Annotated in this window: 18 protein-coding genes; 6 read left to right on the forward strand and 12 right to left on the reverse strand. The window is 73.9% G+C overall.

Annotation, left to right across the window (positions count from 1 at the left end):
- Positions 1-155: 155 nt before the first annotated feature.
- Positions 156-1,607 carry an NCS2 family permease gene (locus tag ACIQGZ_RS26995; protein ID WP_402606613.1) on the reverse strand — a complete coding sequence of 484 codons (1,452 nt, stop codon included), beginning with the start codon at positions 1,605-1,607 and terminating at the stop codon, positions 156-158.
- 281 nt (positions 1,608-1,888) lie between these two features.
- Between ACIQGZ_RS26995 and ACIQGZ_RS27000 the strand changes: the two genes are divergently transcribed.
- The 5 genes from ACIQGZ_RS27000 (at position 1,889) to ACIQGZ_RS27020 (ending at position 7,635) form a co-directional block, all read left to right on the forward strand.
- Positions 1,889-2,155, forward strand: a complete 267-nt coding sequence (locus ACIQGZ_RS27000) for a DUF2530 domain-containing protein (protein ID WP_402606615.1) — start codon at positions 1,889-1,891, stop codon at positions 2,153-2,155.
- 67 nt (positions 2,156-2,222) lie between these two features.
- Positions 2,223-4,727 carry an HAD-IC family P-type ATPase gene (locus tag ACIQGZ_RS27005; RefSeq protein ID WP_402606617.1) on the forward strand — a complete coding sequence of 835 codons (2,505 nt, stop codon included), beginning with the start codon at positions 2,223-2,225 and terminating at the stop codon, positions 4,725-4,727.
- Between the two features lie 138 nt (positions 4,728-4,865).
- Complete coding sequence (locus tag ACIQGZ_RS27010; RefSeq protein WP_402606619.1) at positions 4,866-6,116, forward strand: helix-turn-helix domain-containing protein; 1,251 nt, start codon at positions 4,866-4,868, stop codon at positions 6,114-6,116.
- The gene (locus tag ACIQGZ_RS27015) at positions 6,113-6,766 is read left to right on the forward strand and encodes a hypothetical protein (protein WP_402606621.1); all 654 of its coding nucleotides are present in this window, start codon (positions 6,113-6,115) and stop codon (positions 6,764-6,766) included. The genes ACIQGZ_RS27010 and ACIQGZ_RS27015 overlap by 4 nt, the downstream gene beginning before the upstream one ends.
- Positions 6,767-6,873: 107 nt before the next feature.
- Complete coding sequence (locus ACIQGZ_RS27020) at positions 6,874-7,635, forward strand: metallophosphoesterase family protein (protein ID WP_402606623.1); 762 nt, start codon at positions 6,874-6,876, stop codon at positions 7,633-7,635.
- 107 nt (positions 7,636-7,742) lie between these two features.
- On the opposite strand, the gene ACIQGZ_RS27025 is transcribed toward ACIQGZ_RS27020, so the two are convergent.
- On the reverse strand, positions 7,743-7,967 hold the full coding sequence (locus tag ACIQGZ_RS27025) for a hypothetical protein (protein WP_402606626.1): 225 nt from the start codon (positions 7,965-7,967) through the stop codon (positions 7,743-7,745).
- A gap of 345 nt (positions 7,968-8,312) precedes the next feature.
- Here ACIQGZ_RS27025 and ACIQGZ_RS27030 point away from each other — a divergent pair, with 345 nt between their 5' ends.
- The gene (locus ACIQGZ_RS27030; protein WP_402606628.1) at positions 8,313-9,284 is read left to right on the forward strand and encodes a LuxR C-terminal-related transcriptional regulator; all 972 of its coding nucleotides are present in this window, start codon (positions 8,313-8,315) and stop codon (positions 9,282-9,284) included.
- Positions 9,285-9,291: 7 nt separating this feature from the next.
- Here the strand turns inward: ACIQGZ_RS27030 and ACIQGZ_RS27035 are convergent, their stop codons facing one another.
- The 10 genes from ACIQGZ_RS27035 to ACIQGZ_RS27080 all read right to left on the reverse strand — a co-directional run bounded on the left by ACIQGZ_RS27035 (position 9,292) and on the right by ACIQGZ_RS27080 (position 17,737).
- Positions 9,292-9,546: a hypothetical protein gene (locus ACIQGZ_RS27035; RefSeq protein WP_402606631.1), complete on the reverse strand. Its 255-nt coding sequence runs from the start codon at positions 9,544-9,546 to the stop codon at positions 9,292-9,294.
- A gap of 64 nt (positions 9,547-9,610) precedes the next feature.
- On the reverse strand, positions 9,611-10,888 hold the full coding sequence (locus tag ACIQGZ_RS27040) for a YcaO-like family protein (RefSeq protein ID WP_402606633.1): 1,278 nt from the start codon (positions 10,886-10,888) through the stop codon (positions 9,611-9,613).
- Positions 10,885-12,093 (reverse strand): daptide-type RiPP biosynthesis dehydogenase, encoded by a 1,209-nt coding sequence (gene mpaC, locus ACIQGZ_RS27045; RefSeq protein WP_402606838.1) that lies wholly within the window; start codon positions 12,091-12,093, stop codon positions 10,885-10,887. Before mpaC ends, ACIQGZ_RS27040 begins: the two co-directional genes overlap by 4 nt.
- Before the next feature lie 5 nt (positions 12,094-12,098).
- Positions 12,099-13,349 (reverse strand): daptide-type RiPP biosynthesis aminotransferase, encoded by a 1,251-nt coding sequence (gene mpaD, locus ACIQGZ_RS27050; protein ID WP_402606636.1) that lies wholly within the window; start codon positions 13,347-13,349, stop codon positions 12,099-12,101.
- Positions 13,349-14,233 carry a daptide-type RiPP biosynthesis methyltransferase gene (gene mpaM / locus ACIQGZ_RS27055; protein WP_402606638.1) on the reverse strand — a complete coding sequence of 295 codons (885 nt, stop codon included), beginning with the start codon at positions 14,231-14,233 and terminating at the stop codon, positions 13,349-13,351. Before mpaM ends, mpaD begins: the two co-directional genes overlap by 1 nt.
- Positions 14,230-15,255 (reverse strand): daptide biosynthesis RiPP recognition protein, encoded by a 1,026-nt coding sequence (mpaB, locus tag ACIQGZ_RS27060; protein ID WP_402606640.1) that lies wholly within the window; start codon positions 15,253-15,255, stop codon positions 14,230-14,232. The genes mpaM and mpaB overlap by 4 nt, the downstream gene beginning before the upstream one ends.
- A gap of 43 nt (positions 15,256-15,298) precedes the next feature.
- On the reverse strand, positions 15,299-16,957 hold the full coding sequence (gene mpaP, locus ACIQGZ_RS27065; RefSeq protein WP_402606642.1) for a daptide biosynthesis intramembrane metalloprotease: 1,659 nt from the start codon (positions 16,955-16,957) through the stop codon (positions 15,299-15,301).
- Between the two features lie 94 nt (positions 16,958-17,051).
- Positions 17,052-17,204, reverse strand: a complete 153-nt coding sequence (locus tag ACIQGZ_RS27070) for a hypothetical protein (protein ID WP_402606644.1) — start codon at positions 17,202-17,204, stop codon at positions 17,052-17,054.
- Positions 17,205-17,396: 192 nt separating this feature from the next.
- Complete coding sequence (locus ACIQGZ_RS27075) at positions 17,397-17,543, reverse strand: daptide-type RiPP (protein ID WP_402606646.1); 147 nt, start codon at positions 17,541-17,543, stop codon at positions 17,397-17,399.
- 56 nt (positions 17,544-17,599) lie between these two features.
- On the reverse strand, positions 17,600-17,737 hold the full coding sequence (locus ACIQGZ_RS27080; protein WP_402606649.1) for a daptide-type RiPP: 138 nt from the start codon (positions 17,735-17,737) through the stop codon (positions 17,600-17,602).
- Positions 17,738-17,863: the final 126 nt, after the last annotated feature.

A 17,863-nucleotide genomic window follows, 5' to 3' on the forward strand; every position in this document is an offset into this window, starting at 1 on the left:
GGTTGCTCCCCCGTATAAAAGTGGCCCCGCCCCCCCTTTGGTTCCCCGGGCCCCCCCCCCCCGCCCCCCGGGGGGGCCCCCCCCCCCCCCCGGGCCGGGGCCCGGGGGGGCCCCCCCCCGGGGGGGGGGGGGGGCCCCGACGGGGCCGGTCGGGATCAGGTGAGGTGGAGGGCCGGCATCAGGTAGTAGAAGGCGAAGACCGCCGCCACGCCGTAGAGCGGGATCGGCACCTCGCGGCCCCGGCCGGTGGCCAGGCGGAGCACGCAGAAGGTCAGGAAGCCGATGCCGATGCCATTGGTGATCGAGTAGGTGAACGGCATGACCACCATGGTCAGGAACGCCGGGACCGCGATCGTCCAGTCGGTCCAGTCGATGTCACGGATGCTGTTGGCCAGGATCAGGAAGCCCACCGCCACCAGCGCCGGGGTGGCCGCCTGGGCCGGGACCATGGTGGCCAGCGGAGTGAGGAAGAGCGCCACCGCGAACAGGGCGCCGGTGATCACGCTGGCGAAGCCGGTCCTGGCGCCCTCGCCGACGCCCGCCGTGGACTCCACGAAGCAGGTGTTGGCCGAGCAGGACGCGCCGCCGCCGGCGGCGGTGGCGATGCCGTCGATCATCAGCACCCGGTTCATGGCGGGCAGGTCGCCGTTCTCGTCCAGCAGCTTGGCCTCGTCGCTGACGCCGAGGATGGTGCCCATCGCGTCGAAGAAGCAGGACAGCAGCACGGTGAAGACGAAGAGGATGCCGGTGAGCACCCCGACCTCGTGGAACCCGCCGAACAGGCTGACCTTGCCGACCAGTCCGAAGTCCGGCATGGCGACCGGGTTGCCCGGCCACTTGGGCACGGTCAGACCCCAGCTCGCCGGGCTGAGGTGGGCGACGGAGTCGACGATCACCGCCAGCACGGTCATCACCACGATGCTGAGCAGGATGGCGCCGGGGACCTTGCGGACCAGCAGCACCAGGGTCAGCAGCACCCCGAGTACGAAGATCAGTACCGGCCAGCCGTTGAGGTGGCCGGTGGCACCCAGCTGAAGCGGGACGGTGGTGTGGGCCGCGTCCGGGATGCGGCTGACGAAGCCGGAGTCGACCAGCCCGATCAGGGTGATGAAGAGGCCGATGCCGATGGCGATGGCCTTGCGCAGGCCGATCGGCACCGCCGCCATCACCCGCTCCCGCAGGCCGGTGGCGACCAGCACCATGATCGCGAGGCCGGCCAGTACGACCATGCCCATCGCGTCCGGCCAGCTCATCCTGGGGGCGAGCTGGAGGGCGACCACGGTGTTGACGCCGAGGCCGGCGGCGAGCGCGATCGGCACATTGCCGATGACGCCCATCAGCAGCGTGGTGAGCGCCGCGATCAGCACGGTGGCGGTGGCCAGCTGGCCGCCGGACAGGTGGTGACCGAATTTGTCCGTGCCGGCGGACAGAATGATCGGGTTCAACACGATGATGTACGCCATCGTGAAGAAGGTGGCGACACCGCCCCGGATCTCGCGGGGGACGGAGGAGCCGCGCTCGGTGATCCGGAAGAAACGGTCGAGCGCGTTCTTCGGGGGCGGGGCGGACTCGGGCGACTTGGCCGTCGACGTGGCCAGCGTGGGCATGCGGGCGTCCTCGGTCGAATGGAGGGGCTACGGGCTGCGCACCCTGGGCGCTGGTGGCCGGGTGACGGTCCGGTCAAGACGACACGCCGAATAGAACCGGACACTTCAGTATGTATTCCTGGTCGGCCAGACGCTATCTTCGCGCGTAGAGAGATCAACAGCCGAAGCCCCGGCCCGGCGCCCCCTGCCGCCCCCGCGCCACCCCCGGCCCGTACGCTTGCCGGGGCCCGTACGCTGGGCCCGCCATCGACACCCCAGCCGCACCCGGAGAGGGCGGAACCATGGACAAGCCCGCACTGCGCCCCGCCCCCGAACCGCTGGAGGCGAACGATGTCGCCATCGTCACCGGCGGCACCGTCCTGTGGTTCGTGGGCTTCCTGGTACTGATCCCCTTCCACACCCGGCTCTCGCACTCCGGGCACGGCCTCTGGCCGTGGACCTGCCTGGCCGGGGCCGGGCTCGGCCTGATCGGCATCTGGTACTGCCGGGGCCGCCGGGACGCCATCCGCCGCTCCCGCGCCGCCGCCGAGGACGCCCCGACCGGCTGAGCCCCGCGCCCCGCCACGGCCCGCCGGGTACGGCGGAACGCGTCGGCGCGCCCGTATGGTCGGACGCATGACCGAACGGCCGCCGCACGCCGCCGACCCGCGCCCCGCCGACACCGAGCCCGCCGACACCCCGCCCGCCCGCACCGAGCCCACCGACACCCCGCCCGCCCGCACCGAGCCCGCCGACATCGCGCGCCCCGGCGGCCTGACCGCGGCCGAGGTCGCGCAGCGGGTCGCCCGGGGCGAGGTCAACGACGTCCCCGTACGCTCCAGCCGCTCCGCCGCCGAGATCGTCCGGGCCAATGTGCTGACCCGGTTCAATGCGATCATCGGCCTGCTCTTCCTGGTCATCCTGTGCGTAGGACCGATCCAGGACGGACTCTTCGGCTTTGTGATCGTGGCCAACACCGGCATCGGCATCATCCAGGAGCTGCGCGCCAAGCGGACCCTGGACGGCCTGGCGGTCATCGGCGAGGCCCGCCCCCGGGTCCGCCGCGACGGGCAGCAGCAGGAGATCGCCGTCACCGCGATCGTGCTGCATGACACCGTGCTGCTCGGCGCCGGGGACAAGGTCGTGGTGGACGGCACCGTGAGCGAGGCCGAAGGGCTGGAGGTCGACGAGTCGCTGCTCACCGGCGAGGCCGACCCCGTACTCAAGCGGCCCGGCGACCCGGTGATGTCCGGCAGCTTCGTGACCGCCGGCTCCGGCGCGTTCACCGCCACCCGGGTCGGCCGCAAGGCGTACGCGGCGCAGCTGGCGGCGGAGGCCAGCCGCTTCACCCTGGTCCGCTCCGAGCTGCGTACCGGCATCGACACCATCCTGCGGTACGTCACCTATCTGCTGCTGCCCACCGCCCTCGGGCTGGTGGTCAGCCAGCTGGTGGTGGGGCGCGACGACTGGCGGGAGGCGGTGCGCCGTACGGTGGCGGGCATCGTGCCGATGGTGCCGGAGGGCCTGGTGCTGCTGACCTCGGTGGCCTTCGCGGTCGGCGTGGTACGGCTGGGGCGGCGGCAGTGCCTGGTGCAGGAGCTGCCCGCCATCGAGGGCCTGGCCCGGGTGGACACCGTCTGCCTCGACAAGACCGGCACCCTCACCGAGGGCGGCATGGACGTCGCGGAGCTGCGCGCGCTGGACGGCAGCCCGCCGGACGCCGCACAGCGGGCCCTGGTCGCGCTCGGCTCGACCGACCCGCGCCCCAACGCCTCCATGCGGGCCGTCCTCGACGCCTATCCCGCCGGGGCGTCCGACGGCGCGGGCTGGCGGGTGCTGGACGCCGCGCCGTTCTCCTCCGCCCGCAAGTGGAGCGGCGCCCGGCTGGCCGAACCGGGCGGCGGCGAGGCCACCTGGCTGCTCGGCGCCCCCGACGTACTGCTGCCCGCCGGCCACCCCGTGCTGGCGCAGGTGGACGAGCTGGGCGCCGAGGGCCTGCGGGTGCTGCTGCTCGGACGCGGCGAGACCCCGCTGACCGCCCCCGACCCGGCGGGCGGGCTGGCCCCGCAGGCGCTGCTGGTGCTCCGGCAGCGGCTGCGCCGGGACGCGGCCGCCACGCTGCGCTACTTCGCGGAGCAGGGGGTGGCGGTCAAGGTGATCTCCGGTGACAACGCGCTGTCGGTGGGCGCGGTCGCCGCCACCCTCGGGCTGCCCGGCGCGGCCGACCCGGTGGACGCCCGTACGCTGCCGGTCGCTGCGGAGCGGCCGACCACCCCGGAGCTGTCGGCCGCACCAGAGCAGCTGGCCGAGGTGGTGGACGGCCACGCGGTCTTCGGCCGGGTCACCCCGCAGCAGAAGCGGGACCTGGTCGGCGCGCTCCAGTCGCGCGGCCACACCGTGGCGATGACCGGCGACGGCGTCAACGACGTGCTGGCGCTGAAGGACGCCGACATCGGCGTGGCGATGGGCTCCGGCAGCGAGGCCACCCGGGCGGTGGCGCAGATCGTGCTGCTGGACAACAGCTTCGCCACCCTGCCGACGGTGGTCGCGGAGGGCCGCCGGGTGATCGGCAACATCGAGCGGGTGGCCAACCTCTTCCTGGTCAAGACGGTGTACTCGGTGCTGCTGGCCCTGCTGGTGATCTGCACCCGGGTGCCGTACCCGTTCCTGCCCCGGCACTCCACGGTGCTCTCCGGGCTGACCATCGGCATCCCGGCGTTCTTCCTGGCGCTGGCGCCGAACGGCGAACGGGCCCGCTCCGGCTTCGTACGGCGGGTGCTGCGGCTGGCACTGCCCGGCGGGGTGATCGCCGGGGCGGCCACCTTCACGGCGTACCTGCTGGCCCGAGCGGACCACGCCACCGGCCGCGAGGCGGACACCAGCGTGGCGACGCTCACCCTCTTCCTGGTCGCGCTCTGGGTGCTGGCCATCGTCGCCCGGCCCTACACCTGGTGGCGCGTCGTGCTGATCCTCACCATGGCGGCCGGGTTCGCCCTGGTGCTGACCGTCCCCTGGCTCTCCGACTTCTTCCAGCTCTCCCTCCAGGGCACCCGCGACCCGCTGACCGGCGCCGCCGTCGCCGTGGTCGCCGCGGCCCTGCTGGAGACCGCCTGGTATCTGGTGAACAAGCGCTTGCCCTGACCCCCCGAGGCGGCGGGGCCGGCCCGGCTCCGATGGCACGGGAGGGTCCGCCCGTTCACCCGTTCGAGTGGTATCCGATGCGGGCTCGGGGCATCCTTGAATCAACGCAGTACGCTTGATTCAAGCAGGAGGTGGGGGATGGATCTCAAGGCCATAGGGGCCCGGATCACCCGGGAGCGGGAGCGGGCCGGGCTGAGCCAGCGGGAGCTGGCCGCTCGGGCGGACCTCTCCCAGTCGACGCTCAACCGCATGGAGCTGGGCACCCGCGCCACCGCGTCGGTCGCTGAGCTGGACCGCATCGCACGCGCCCTCGAACTGCCGCTGCGCGCCCTGACCAGGGACAGCCCGGTGCACGACCGGATGCAGGTGGCCGCTCGGGCCGCCATGGGCGCGGAGGCGGACCGGGAGCGCGCGGCGAGGACCGCAGGCGACATTCTGGCGCTCGACGACCGGTTGGACGCACTCGGCATCGCATCCGCCACCTCCCCGCTCCCCGCCGACCGGCTCCCCCCGCTGCCCCCGGTGGCGCTCTCCCCCGAGCAGCAGGGGCAGCAGCTGGCCGACGCGGTGCGCCGCTCCTTCGGCCTGGGCGGCAATCCGATCCCTGACCTGGCCGAGTTCGCGGAGCTGTCCCTGGGCCTGGACACCGCGACGCTCGCCCTGCCCAGGGCGGTGTCCGGCTTCACCGCCCTGGACCCGGTCCGGCACGTCACCCTGGTCGTGGTCAACACCCACGACGTAAGGGAACGCCAGCGCTTCACCCTCGCCCACGAGATCGCGCACACCCTGTTCGGCGACGGCGTCCAGGCCCACCATCTGACCTCCGCCCGGACGCCCGCCGAGGAGCGCTCCGACGCCTTCGCCCGCCATCTGCTCGCCCCGACCGACGGCATCCGCCGCCAGTTGGGCCCAGGCGCCGACGACGCGGCCGAACCGCTCGGCCTGCGGGTCTGTGCCCTGTTGGCCAGGCACTTCGGTATCAGTCCCACCGCCATGCTCGTCCAGCTCAAGCGGATGGGGCTGATCTCCACCCAGGAGCAGCAGGAGTTCACCGGCCTCTCCGGGCGGCAGTTGGCCTGGCGCTTCGGCTGGGGCCCGCAGTACGACGACGAGGCTGCGGCGGCCCAGCAGGTGCGGGCGCCGCGCCGCATCCTGGAGCGCGCGGTCAACGCCTACCGCGAGGGCCGGATCGGGGTCCGCGCGGTCGCGGCGCTGGACGGTGCCGACCCCCGGGAGACCGAGGCGGCGCTACGGGCAGCCGGCATCACCCCCGCCGAGCCACCGCCCGCCCGCCGGATGAACCTCCAGGCCCTGCTGGCCCGTAGGCGCGAGGCCCCTGCCGGGCCGGGCGGCGTGGCCGCCGAGGGCGATGGGACAGACCGGCGGTGACCGGCACGGGGGGCGGGGCGGGGGGAGACGGGGCGGGAGCCGGGGCGGCGGACGCGCTCTGCGTGCTCGACGCCGTCGTGTGCGTGCACTTCGCCGGTGCCAATCTGGTACCGGTGCTCACCACGGCCCTGGCCTCCGCTGGTTTCACGCTGCTGGTGCCGCAGGAGGTCTGCGACGAAGTGCGCCGCAAGGACGCCAAGTACCCGGGGCTCGCCAAGCGCTGGGCCGCGCTGGAGCGCAGCCGTCAGGTGCAGGTGCTGCCCCGGCTGGAGTTGGCCACGGCACCCGCCCGGGTCATCGACGTCCTGGAGGAGATCCGGGATCTGGATTTCGAGCAGGCCCTGCTCGACTCCCGGGATCTGGGCGAGCATGTGGTCATCGCCCAGGGCGTGCACCTCAAGGAGCAGGGTCGGGCGGTGGCCCTGCTCATCGATGACGGAGGCGGGCAGCGGGCCGCACGCCGCTGGGACATGGACATCCTCACCATGGAGGACGTCCTGATGCTGGCGCTGTACGCCGGCCGCTTCGCCGCCTTGGACGACCTGCGCGGTGCGTACCGCAGACTGCGGGAGTACGGCGACGGTCTGCCCGACTTCCAGCAGACGGCCCTGCCTGCGGCGTTTCGGGCCTGGGTGGCCGACGGCCCCTGAGACACCGGGCCCGGCTCAGGTCGTGGTGGTTGCCGCAGGGCGGTTTGCGGTACGCGGGGGGCGAACGGGCTCGCTGTGGGGGAGGGCCGGGTCGCAGAGTGGTGGCCATGCCGAACCGAGTAGCCGTGCTGTCCGACATCCACGGAGTGCTGCCCGCCCTGGAGGCGGTGCTCGCCGAGCCCGACGTACGCGCCGCCGACCGGGTCGTGCTGACCGGGGACCTCACCGCCGGGCCGCAGCCCGCCGAGGTCCTCGACCGGCTGACCGGGCTGGGCGACCGGGCCGTCTGGATCAGCGGCAACGCCGACCGCGAGCTGCTGGAGTACCGCCGGGGCGAGCGCGACACCATCCCCGACCCGATCGCCCCCTGGGCCGCCGAGCAGTTGCGCGCCGACCACCTGGCGCTGCTCGCCGGGCTGCCGCGCTCGCTGGTGCTGCCGGTGACCGGCCTGGGCGAGGTGCTGTTCTGCCACGCCACGCCCAGGGACGACGAGGAGGTGGTGCTGGTCGACTCCCGCCTGGAGCGCTGGGCGGAGGTCTTCGCCGGGCTGGACGAGCAGGTCCGTACGGTGGTCTGCGGCCACACCCATATGCCGTTCGTCCGGCTCGCCCACGGTCGGCTGGTGGTCAACCCGGGCAGTGTCGGCATGCCCTACGGCCGGGCCGGGGCGCACTGGGCGCTGCTGGGCCCCGGGGTGGAGCTGCGCCGTACGGCCTTCGACGCCGAGGCCGCCGTGGCCCGGGTCAGCGCGGAGTCCGGCTACCCGGACATCGCGGAGTGGGCCGACTACTTCCTGCACGCCCGCGCGACCGACGCCGACGCCCTGGCCGCCTTCGGCCCCCGGGACGGGCGCACCGCCGCGCCCTGAGCGCCCCGGGCGCCGGGGACGGCCCGCCGCTGCGGGCCGCGCTGCCCGGGTGCGTCGGGGCAGCGCGGCGGCGGTGCGGCGGTGCTGGTCAGTGCGGGCGGTGCTGGTCAGTGCGTCAGCAGGTAGATGTAGCCGCCGGTGCCCGGCTGGCAGAGGAAGTTCGGCCCCCACAGCTGGTAGCCGGCCTGGCCCGCCGCCACGCACTGCTCCTGGGTGAGGTAGGCGCCGCGTACGGTGTAGGAGGGGTCGGCGCCGGCTGAGGTGGCGGTGCAGAGAGGGAGGACGGCGGCCGCTGCGGCGGTGACGGCGAGTGCGGCCAGACGGTGCTTCATGTGCACAGCTCCTTTCCGCCCGGCACCGGTGGCGCCGCACGGTCAGTCGAACCCGATGTGTGGGTGGTGCGAATGCGACGTGATGCTATCGAGGGCACCAGCCGCCCACAATAGGTCTACACCAGTGCGCGAGCGGCAGACCCGGCCCGACCTGCGAAGCCGCTCCGGATCACCGCCCCGACGGCTCCCCAGCAGCTCAGCGGCATCGCCCCGGCCATCCGGAGGCCCGTGGATATTCGCGTGACATGGGTGTCGGGCAACGGCCGGATTGCCCTACGATCACGCCTGAGTCAGCAAAGTCGTACTCGTCGCTCACGCACGCCTTCCATCGGTCTCGGGGGTGAGATGGGGCTCAACGATCTGTCGCAGCTGGGTGTGAGCCCGGACGAGGAGCGCGTCTACCGGGCGGTGCTGCGCGCCCCCGGGCTCGGACTCAACGCGCTCGCGCTGACCTGCGGGCTGGACCAGGAGTGCCTGGGGGACGTCGTCACCCGCTTACAGAGCCGGGGAATGGTCAAGTCGGACCAGCAGCAGCGGATCAGCGGCACCGATCCGGTGGTGGTGGTGGAGCGGCTGGTCGAGGCCCGGCTGTCGGAGTTGCAGAAGGAGCTCCAGCAGGTGATCTCGTCCCGGCATCTGGCCACCACCCTGCTGGAGGACCAGCGGGAGGGGCAGCGGAACGCGGTGCCCGGCGACGTGGAGCGGATCGAGGGGCTGGAGCAGGTGCGGTCCCGCATCGACGAGCTGACCTTCTTCACCCACCATGAGCTGCTGGCGGTCCAGCCGAAGGGGGCGCTGTCGGCGGCGGCGATCGAGGCCACCCGGGAGGCGGACCTGCGCTGCCTGCGGCGCGGCATCGAGATGCGTACGGTGATCCGCGCGGACGCGCTCCAGGACGGGCCGACCGCCGACTACCTGGGCGAGCTGGCCGCCAAGGGCGTGCTGATCCGGGCGGCCGACGGTCCGCTGGAGCGGATGCTGATCTTCGACCGGCGTACGGCGCTGGTGCCGATCGACCCGCAGGACAGCGCGCGGGGTGCGCTGGTGGTGCACCAGGCGGGCATGCTGGCCAGCCTGCTGGCCCTGTTCGAGCGGTTCTGGTCGGGAGCGGCCAGCCTGGACCAGGAGCGGCTGAGCGACATCGAGCAGCAGGTGCTGCGGATCATGGCCCGGGTGGACAAGGACGAGGCCGGGGCCCGCGAGCTCAACATCTCGGTACGCACCTACCGCGGCCATGTCGCGGAGCTGATGCGGCGGCTGGGCGCGACCAGCCGCGTCCAGGGGGCGCTGGCCGCCCGGGACCGCGGCTGGATCTGATCAAGCGTCAGCTGCGGACCCAGGTCCAGCCGCTGAGGCCGGTGTCCTGGAAGGCGCGGCCGACGGCGTCGTACTCGGGCTGCTCGACGCTGGGCCCGGGGATCTCGATCTCGACGGTGAACCGGCCTCCGGCGATCTCGGGCGTGGTGCAGCGCCACTGCACCGGCAGCAGCGAGACCAGCCGGATCGAGGCGATCTCGGGTGTTGAGAAGCCGGTCCCCGACGCCGGGTCGGCCATGACGTGGACGGTCAGGGTGGCCATAACGGGTGCTCCTGGTTGAGGGTCACCGGCCGGGGTTACCAGCCGGTTCGAGCATCTGCATACCTTAGATGAGCGGGTGCGGCGCGGGCACCGAACCGAGGTGCGCGTGGGCCGCCAGCCCGGTGCGGGACTCGGCGGAGGCCAGCCGGGGCAGGTTCCAGCCGAAGTCGGTGCGCTCGTCCATCCGCAGCGGCTGGAGACCGGCCGGGATGACCTTGACGGCCGCCCAGCCCATCTCGCGCAGCCCGGCGGGCAGCCGGTGCGACAGGTCGACGGCCACCGGCCGCGCGCCCTGCCGGTCGAGGTGGTGCACCAGGTGCTCGACGGTGACCGGCACGTCGCCCGCCTCCCAGACCGGCACCGCGTCGGTGAACCCCGCGCACCAGCGCTGCGCGGCGCCGGCCCCGGCCTCGGCGGAGAAGTACAGCGCGCGTTCGATGTCGCCGGTGACGACCTCGGGGGTGGCCACGTCGCCCTGGACGCGGCGGGTCAGCTGGAGGACGGTGCGGATCTGCATGGCCTCCTGGAGCGCACCGGCCAGGCTCTTGCCCCAGTCCGCCGAGGCGTTGCAGCCGACTGCGGCCAGCGGGTGGCCCTCGTACCGGTCCAGGACGACGCCCACGGCGCAGACCACGCCGGGGATGCCGGTGGGGACCTGGGCCAGGACGGGTTCCACGCCGCTGTCCCGGGCGAGCTTCAGGGCCCGCGCCAGCCGCCGCCAGGCCGGGGTGGCCGGGGCGTGGCGCAGCGACTCGTCCAGGTCCACCCGGGGCAGCGCCAGCCGGCGGGCCCAGGCGACCAGGACGGCGTCGCGCTCGACGACCTCCAGCAGCGCGGAGCGCAGCGCCATGTCGCGGCCGTCGCCGGAGGCGGCGCCGGACGGCGACGGGTCGAAGCCGTCCGCCTGCTGCTCGTCCGCCGGGTAGTCGACCAGCCCGGCGGCCACCTGGAGGTCGGCGCCGTCGGTCAGTCTGCGGGCCGGGTACCAGGTCAGCCGCCGGTCGTCGAGGTCGGCGCCGCCGAGGGCGACCTCCGGGGCCCGGTGGTCCAGCCGTTCGGCGTCGGGCCGGGGCGAGAAGCCGCGATCGGCGCGGGCCGGGCGCAGCGCGAACCGCTCGACGGCCTCGCCCGCCGCGCGTACCAGCACATCGCTGCGGGCCACGCCGCAGGCGCCGACCACCTCGGGGGTGATGGTGCGGTCCGCGTCGGCGTCGGGGTCCTCCTCCCAGGCGAGGGTCACCAGGCCCTGCCAGAGCGGCACGTCGGTGCCCTGCGGGGAGCGCAGTTCGCTGCCGCGGACGAGGCCCGCTTCGGGGTCGAGGGTCGCGGTGAAGTCGATCATGCGACTGCTCCTTCCAGGACGTCGGCGTACAGGGTGCGGAGTTCATGGGTGCGGAAGGCGCCCAGCATGGGCAGGCCGGAGCCCCAGCCCCGGGCGGCGCGGGCGGCGAGCCGGGCGGGGTCGGCGGTGTCCGGGGGGCAGGGTGCGACGTCCCAGCGCCGGGCCAGTTCGCGGACGCCCTCGGCGGGGTGGTCCGGCAGTTCGGGCAGGCCGCGCTGTACGGCCTGCCAGGCGGCGCGGAGTCGGGCGGCCTCGCCGAAGCGGGTGTCGCCGTCCAGGATGCGGCTCCAGACGACGGGCAGCACGGTGACGGTGGCGGACATCTTGCGTACGCCTGCGGCCAGTGACAGCTCGTTGGAGAGGTACCAGACCTTGCCCGCGAAGGGGTCGCGGCCGAGCATGGACCAGCCGAGTACGGTCTGCGCGCTGAGCAGGGCGATCTCGGCGCGCAGCTCGTCGGGGGCGGCCGGGGTCCCGGCGGCGGTGTGTCCGGCGCGGGCCAGCCGGGTCAGCAGGCTGCGGGCCTCGGCGTCGCCTGCGGCCGGGCAGTTGGGGCCGGGTGTCAGGACGTAGGTGTTCAGCAGTCGGCAGAGGGCTTCGAGGACGCCCTCCAGCAGCAGGTGCCGGGGCAGGGTGGCGGTGGCCCGGGGGTCGAGGACGGCGATGTCCGCTGCTATCGATGCGCACATGACAAGCTTACGGGCGTCGGCCACCAGCACCGTCGCCGCCGCGCTCGATTCGGCGGCGGTACCGACCGTGGTCGGGACGGCGACCAGCTCGCACCCGGCCGCCGAACCGCTCTGGGCCGGGAACGCCACCAGACCGGGCCGCGCCCCGCCGTGCCGGATGCGCGGCGCCGCGTCGGCGTCCGCCGCCAGCAGCCGGGCCAGCGCGGCGGCGTCCAGCACGCTGCCGCCGCCCACGGCGACCAGCCGGGCGGCGCCGGCCAGTTGCCCGGCCAGCTCCTCGATGCTCTCCAGGGTGACGGTGGCCGGGTCCAGCCGCAGGGTGCGGAGCCGGCCGGGGGCCGCCGCCTCGGCGGCGGCGGCCAGCGGATCGGTCACCGAGGCGGGCAGGTAGAGGTCGGTGAGCAGCACGGTGGGCACGGCCGGTCCCTGGGCCAGGGTCTGCCGGCCGGCCTCGGCGCCGAAGTGCAGCCGGGTCGTGCGCTGCCAGCCGGCCATCGGCGCCGAGACGGTCGTCATGGTGTTCACCGCTGGTCCCCCAGGCCGGCGCGCAGCGCTGCGGCCAGGTCGTCCAGGTCGGCTTCGGTGCTGGTCAGCGGGGGGATCAGCTGGACGCAGCCGGGCCCGGGGTGGACCAGCGCGCCATGCTCGCGGATGCGGGCGATGACCTGCTGGACCCGGGCCGCGTCGAAGGGGACGCCGTCGGAGTCGGCCAGGTGCAGCGCCCGGAAGCAGCCCGCGCCGGTGGCACGGGTGGCGGCGGGCAGGGTGTCGACCAGGTCGGTCAGCATGGTGTCCAGCCGGGCGGCGGTCGCCGCACCCCGGCCGAGGGCGTCCAGCTCGGCGAACTGGTCCAGGGTGGCGGTGATGGCCGCGCAGGTCGGCGGCGTACCGGCCTGGGTCTCGCCGTGCACCAGGATCGCGTCCCGCTGCTCGAAGACCGACGCCACCTGGTGGGAGACCAGCACGGCGGCCGACGCGCAGGTGCCGTTGGTCAGGCCCTTGGAGGTGAGCAGCACATCGGGCGCGTCGGCCCAGGTGCTGGAGGCGAACAGCGGTCCGGTACGGCCGAAGCCGGTGGCCACCTCGTCCGCGACCAGCAGATAGCCGTACTCGCGGCGCAGCTTGACCAGCGCCTCCAGCATCTCCGGGGAGAGCGCGTGGGCGCCGGAGCCGAGCACCGGCTCACAGACCACGGCGGCCACCCGGTGGCCCTCGCGCTCCATCAGCCGCTGGAGCTCCTCGGGGCGGTCCGGGCTGACGTGGCGGACCTGGCGGACGTCGACGCCGTACATCTCCTGGCCCAGGTCCTCGCCGCTGACGGCGAAGGCGCCGTAGGTCAGGCCGTGGTAGCTGCCCTTGAAGCCGACGACCAGCCGGCGGCGGCCGTCGCCGTTCAGCACCGCGTACTGCCGGGCCAGCTTCATCACCAGGTCGTTGGCCGAGCCGCCGGAGGTCGAGTAGAGCACCCGGCGGTAGTGGTCGGCCCCGGCGGCGGCGACCAGCCGGGCGGCGGCGTCCAGCGCGTAGCGGTGGCCGAAGCGGAAGAGGCTCAGGTAGGAGGCGTCCAGCATCGCCTCGTGCACGGCGGCGGCGATGGCGCGGTTGCCGTAGCCGAGGTTGACGTTCCACAGGCCGCTGGTCGCGTCCATCACCTCGTGGCCGTCCTCGAAGCGCAGCCGGCTGCCGTCGGCGCCGACCGTGCGGCGCTCGGGGCGGTCGTACTGGCTCGGCGGGACCAGGAGCTCCCAGAGCGGATAGGGCGTGCCGGCCATCAGATGCTCCTCGCGATGATCAGGGAGTGGACAGAGCCGTCCTCGGTGCCCGCCGCCCGCACCGGGCGGGTGGACTCGACCGCGAACCCGGCGGTGGCGAGCTCCCCCGCCAGCTCCTCGGCGGTCGGCAGGTGGACGACGGAGGTCAGCAGGACCGGCGGGTGGCCCTGGGAGAGCTTGAGGACCGAGACGTGGCGCCGGGAGCGGTCGGCGGTCTGGTGCGAGATCAGGGTGCAGACCGCACCGGGGACGACCGAGACCCGGATGTCCTCGGCCGGCTCCCCGTCGCCGTCGCCGTCCGGCAGGTGGACGGTGAGGACGAACGGCGCGCCGGGCGCCAGGTGCCTGCGCACCGCGCGGAACGCGGCCGGGCGCATGGCCGGGTCCAGCAGGCCGACGGTGGTGGTGCCGAGCAGGGCCCCGGCGAAGACCCGGCCCAGGTCCAGGTGGCGCATGTCGGCCTCGACCGCCGTCAGCCGGTCGGCCAGCCGGGCGCCCTGCGGGCCGATCAGCCGCTCGGTGAGGACGGTGAGCAGCGAGCGGGAGTTGTCCACGCCGGTGACCTGGTGTCCGGCGGCGAGCAGCGGAATGGTCAGCCGCCCGGAGCCGCAGGCCAGTTCGAGGACCGGGCCGCGCAGGCCGCGCAGTGCGGCCAGCACATCCGGGATCTCGACGGTGTCGGCGGCGGAGAGCGCGTGGTAGACCGGGCCGCCGTGGTCGCCGTACATGTCGGCGAGGACCAGGTCGGCGCCCAGCTCGGCGGCGATCCGGCCGGCGGTGCCGGGCAGCTCGTCGGCGCGGGCGGGGGCGGCGGGAGCGGTCGGGGCGGCAGCGGTCGGGGTGAGAGCGGCGGCGGCGGGGGCGGGGGCCAGGGCGGTGGTCACTTGGCACCGCCGGCGGGCTCGATGATGCGCGCGGACAGCTGCGCGTACAGACCCCGGACGACCTCGGTGTCCAGCCCCAGGGCCTCGGCGGCGAGCCGGGCGGCCTGCTCCGGCTCCACGGCCTGGTACGCCTCGTACACCACGGCGGCCTCACGACCGACCCTGTACATCTTCAGCTCATCGCCTACCAGCAGGTACGGCTGGCCCGCGACGACCACCAGCAGCGTGGCGTCGGTGTCCTCGACGACCGCCGGGGCGAGCCCGGGGCAGAGCCGGAAGCCGAAGCCGGAGACCTGGACGGAACCGTGCGGGTGCCGGGCGCTCAGCCGGCGCAGGGCGTCCAGCACCCGGACGTAGCGGGCCAGCCACGGGCGCTCCCGGTGGGCCTGGGCGAGCAGCCCGGGGGTCAGGGCGCCGTCCAGCACGCCGCCGCTCTGCGGCTCCCGGCCGCCGCCCGGCAGCACCACCCCGGCCGGGCCGGTACGCAGCGTGCCGTCCTCGGCCACGTACAGCCGGGCCACGCCGGACTCGAAGGTCGAACCGGCCAGCGCGGGCAGGTCGGCCAGCTGCACGCTGGGGTGGACCAGCTGCTCCGGGAAGGCGCCCTCGGCGGCCGCGCGGTCCGCGTCGTCCAGGAAGGCGGCCAGGTCGTCGTCGTTGGTGATCCGGACCACGGTCGGCCCGGCCACGGTGAGGAAGCCGATGGAGGAGTAGTCGAAGACCTGGATGAAGACCTCGTCCGCCAGCACGATCTCGTCGCCGCTGTAGCGGAAGCTGCCCTCGGTGGGCACCACGGTCGCCGCCGTGGGGAAGGCCGCGGCACTCTCGGGGTCCGCGTAGATCCAGGTGTCCTCGGTGACCAGCCCGGAGGCGAACAGGGCGGTCAGGTCGGCGCCGGGCTCGGCCACCACGTCGAGGGCGGTCTCACTGCGGCTCGGGTAGCAGCCGGACACCCAGCGCTGGAGGCGCAGAGCGGCGTTGGACATCAGCTCCGGGGTCGCCCCGGCGTCGAGCATGGTCATGGGAGTTCTCCAGATCTGGGTGGGTCCGGACTGCGGTGGTGGGTCAGAACAGCTGCGCCCACGCCGGGGCGGCGAAGGTGTGGAACAGCCAGGAGGCGAGCGTGATGTCGTCCAGGCGCACTGTGGTCAGGCCGTCCGTACGGGAGGGCGGCGTCCGGACGCAGAGCGGCACCACGGTGCGGGAGGCGCGGGCGGTGACCGGGACGGCCACCGGCGATCCGGCCTCGACCGGGAGGGACCGGGTGGTGCTCGCGCCGCACACGGTGGCCTCGGCGGTCTTGGGGTGCAGCACCACGCCGGATGCCTGGAGGTCCACCTGCCGGCCGGCCAGTACGGCGGCGTCGGTGTCGGCGGGGAGCACCATGGCGAGGCCCTGCGGGGTGGTGGCGTACACGGAGCTGACGCTGTGCGGGAGGCGGATGCCGGTCAGCGCGCCGGCCAGCACCGCCGCCAACACCAGGCCGCCGGCCAGTCGGCGGACCGGGCCCGCGCCGGACTCCTTGGCCAGCCGGTGCCACTGCGCCAGCTTGCGCAGCAGCAGATAGCCGACCCAGCCGAGCGCGGCCAGCACCAGCGTGGCGCCGATCGGACCGAGCACCACCAGGACGAAGGTCTGGTAGCTGAGGAACGCGGTGGTGACCAGGACCGGCGCGGTGATGGCGCAGGCCGTGCCGAAGAGCACCCGGCGCAGCCGGGGCCGCTGGTCGAGGCGGCCGCCGAAGACCAGCACGGCGGCGGTCCGCTGGGCGTCGGCCATGGCGGTGGCGCGCAGGTGGGGGCGGTCGAGCCAGCCGATCAGCGCCACGTACCCGTCGAACTTCACAAACGGGCAGAGGTTGATCACGGCCATCAGCAGATTGGAGACCAGCAGCCCTGCCAGCAGCTGCCGCCAGCCGCCGGGCGGCAGATTGGGGGCGATCGCCCCGGCCAGTCCGGCGGCGGCCAGATGGACCCGGATGCCGGCCAGCGCGACCAGCAGCCGCTTGCCCCGGGGCAGCCGCCATGCCTCGCTGACGTCGCAGAACATCGCCGGGCTGCCGTACATCAGCATCACGCCCAGCCGGTGCACCCGGCCGCCGCCGCGCACCAGGGAGAGGCCGTGGCCGATCTCGTGCACAAAGGTGGTGGTGATCATCAGCAGCAGCATGCCGAGGACCACCGGCAGGCTGGTCGGCCGGGCCAGTTCGTCGGTGGCGGCCGAGCCGGTCAGCGCGTAGTAGCCGAGACCGCCCACCGTCACCGCCCCGACCAGCAGCTGTCCGGCGCGGGAGGCCGCCGCGCGGCCCAGCGGGGCGCAGGCGGCCAGCAGGCGTACGGGGTTGAGCAGGGCCAGTTCCAGCACGCCCGGCGGCCGGTAGCGCCAGCGGCGCGGCGCCTTGGGCGGCTCGGCCTGCGCGGCCTCGGCCGCGGTGGTGGTGAGCTGTAGGTCGCGGAAGCGGGCGAGGGCCTGGTCGACCATGGCCGGGTCGGTGATGCCGAGGTGGGCGGCGATGTCCGCCGGGGTACGGGTGCCGTCCAGGGCCTGGAGCAGCCGGGCGGCGCTGGCGCTCATCCGCAGGTGCCGGCCGGCCAGCGGGTCGGACACGATGATCCGGTTGCCGTCGCTGTCCGGCATGAAGTCGAGCCCTGGGCGGGCCACCGCGTCGAGGATGGCGTCGTGCTCGCGGTCGGACACCGCGGGTTGGGTCTGGACCGCGCTCACTGCTTCCTCCGGAAGTCTCTGGATGTCGGGGCGGGGATTGGGGCGGGGCGGTAGCGCCAGGGATGAACCTGTCGCCACCGCCCCGGCAGTCGGATCAGGTGAGGGCGATGCCGATCGCGATGCCCGCGCCGACGGCGCCGGAGAAGGCGGCACCGAGGGCCACGCCGTCCCAGAAGCCCGGAGCCTCCAGCTCCTCCAGCTCCTCAACGGCCAGGTCGATCTCGGGCTGGACCAGGAGGTTGTTCATGGGATACTCTCCTTAGAGATTGGTTTTCTCATCGCTCCCTGTGAGAGTCGGTTCTAGCTGCCAGGCTGTCGACTCATCAGGGGGCGTTTTTCTTTTTCCCGCATGGTGCTTGTGGTGCTTGGTGCTGCGTACCGCGTGGTGCTGTGCGGTGGTGCTCGGTCCGTACGGGGCCTGCGTTGCGGCCCGGTCGGATCAGGTGATCGCGATGCCGATCGCCAGGCCGGCGCCGACGACGCCCGCCCCGACGACGAAGCCGGCGGCCGTGTCCCAGAAGCCGGGGGCCTGGAGCTCTTCCAGCTCCTCGACCTCGGCGAGGTCCTTCACGAGCGTGTCCTGCATGGTGGGTCTCCTTGTCTTGGGTGACTTGCGGTACTTCCGAAGTGCTCCGGGTCCGATCAGGTGATCGCGACGCCCACGCCGATGCCGATCGCGACCCCGGTGCCGACCGCCACCACGGTGTCCCAGAAACCGGGGGCCTCCAGCTGCTCCAGCTCCTCGACCTGAGCCAGCTCCTCGACCATGTTCTGCTGCATGTTCTTCACCTCCCCTCGCCAACTCGACTGCCTCGTACGGCCTTCGGGTCCGATCAGGTGATCGCGACGCCCACGCCGATGCCGATCGCAACCCCGGTGCCGACCGCCACCACGGTGTCCCAGAAA

The sequence above is a fragment of the Streptomyces sp. NPDC092296 genome, from assembly GCF_044755465.1.
In the GTDB taxonomy this organism is placed as follows: domain Bacteria; phylum Actinomycetota; class Actinomycetes; order Streptomycetales; family Streptomycetaceae; genus Peterkaempfera.

Bases quoted from the DNA above. Each gene is read 5' to 3' on its own strand.
- ACIQGZ_RS26995 (WP_402606613.1), bottom strand. From the start codon at position 1,607: ATGCCCACGCTGGCCACGTCGACGGCCAAGTCGCCCGAGTCCGCCCCG.
- ACIQGZ_RS27080 (WP_402606649.1), bottom strand. From the start codon at position 17,737: ATGCAGCAGAACATGGTCGAGGAGCTGGCTCAGGTCGAGGAGCTGGAG.
- mpaD (WP_402606636.1), bottom strand. From the start codon at position 13,349: ATGGCCGGCACGCCCTATCCGCTCTGGGAGCTCCTGGTCCCGCCGAGC.
- ACIQGZ_RS27030 (WP_402606628.1), top strand. From the start codon at position 8,313: ATGGGGCTCAACGATCTGTCGCAGCTGGGTGTGAGCCCGGACGAGGAG.
- ACIQGZ_RS27040 (WP_402606633.1), bottom strand. From the start codon at position 10,888: ATGATCGACTTCACCGCGACCCTCGACCCCGAAGCGGGCCTCGTCCGC.
- ACIQGZ_RS27020 (WP_402606623.1), top strand. From the start codon at position 6,874: ATGCCGAACCGAGTAGCCGTGCTGTCCGACATCCACGGAGTGCTGCCC.
- ACIQGZ_RS27005 (WP_402606617.1), top strand. From the start codon at position 2,223: ATGACCGAACGGCCGCCGCACGCCGCCGACCCGCGCCCCGCCGACACC.
- ACIQGZ_RS27010 (WP_402606619.1), top strand. From the start codon at position 4,866: ATGGATCTCAAGGCCATAGGGGCCCGGATCACCCGGGAGCGGGAGCGG.
- ACIQGZ_RS27075 (WP_402606646.1), bottom strand. From the start codon at position 17,543: ATGCAGGACACGCTCGTGAAGGACCTCGCCGAGGTCGAGGAGCTGGAA.
- ACIQGZ_RS27025 (WP_402606626.1), bottom strand. From the start codon at position 7,967: ATGAAGCACCGTCTGGCCGCACTCGCCGTCACCGCCGCAGCGGCCGCC.
- mpaC (WP_402606838.1), bottom strand. From the start codon at position 12,093: ATGACGACCGTCTCGGCGCCGATGGCCGGCTGGCAGCGCACGACCCGG.
- ACIQGZ_RS27000 (WP_402606615.1), top strand. From the start codon at position 1,889: ATGGACAAGCCCGCACTGCGCCCCGCCCCCGAACCGCTGGAGGCGAAC.
- mpaB (WP_402606640.1), bottom strand. From the start codon at position 15,255: ATGACCATGCTCGACGCCGGGGCGACCCCGGAGCTGATGTCCAACGCC.
- ACIQGZ_RS27035 (WP_402606631.1), bottom strand. From the start codon at position 9,546: ATGGCCACCCTGACCGTCCACGTCATGGCCGACCCGGCGTCGGGGACC.
- ACIQGZ_RS27070 (WP_402606644.1), bottom strand. From the start codon at position 17,204: ATGAACAACCTCCTGGTCCAGCCCGAGATCGACCTGGCCGTTGAGGAG.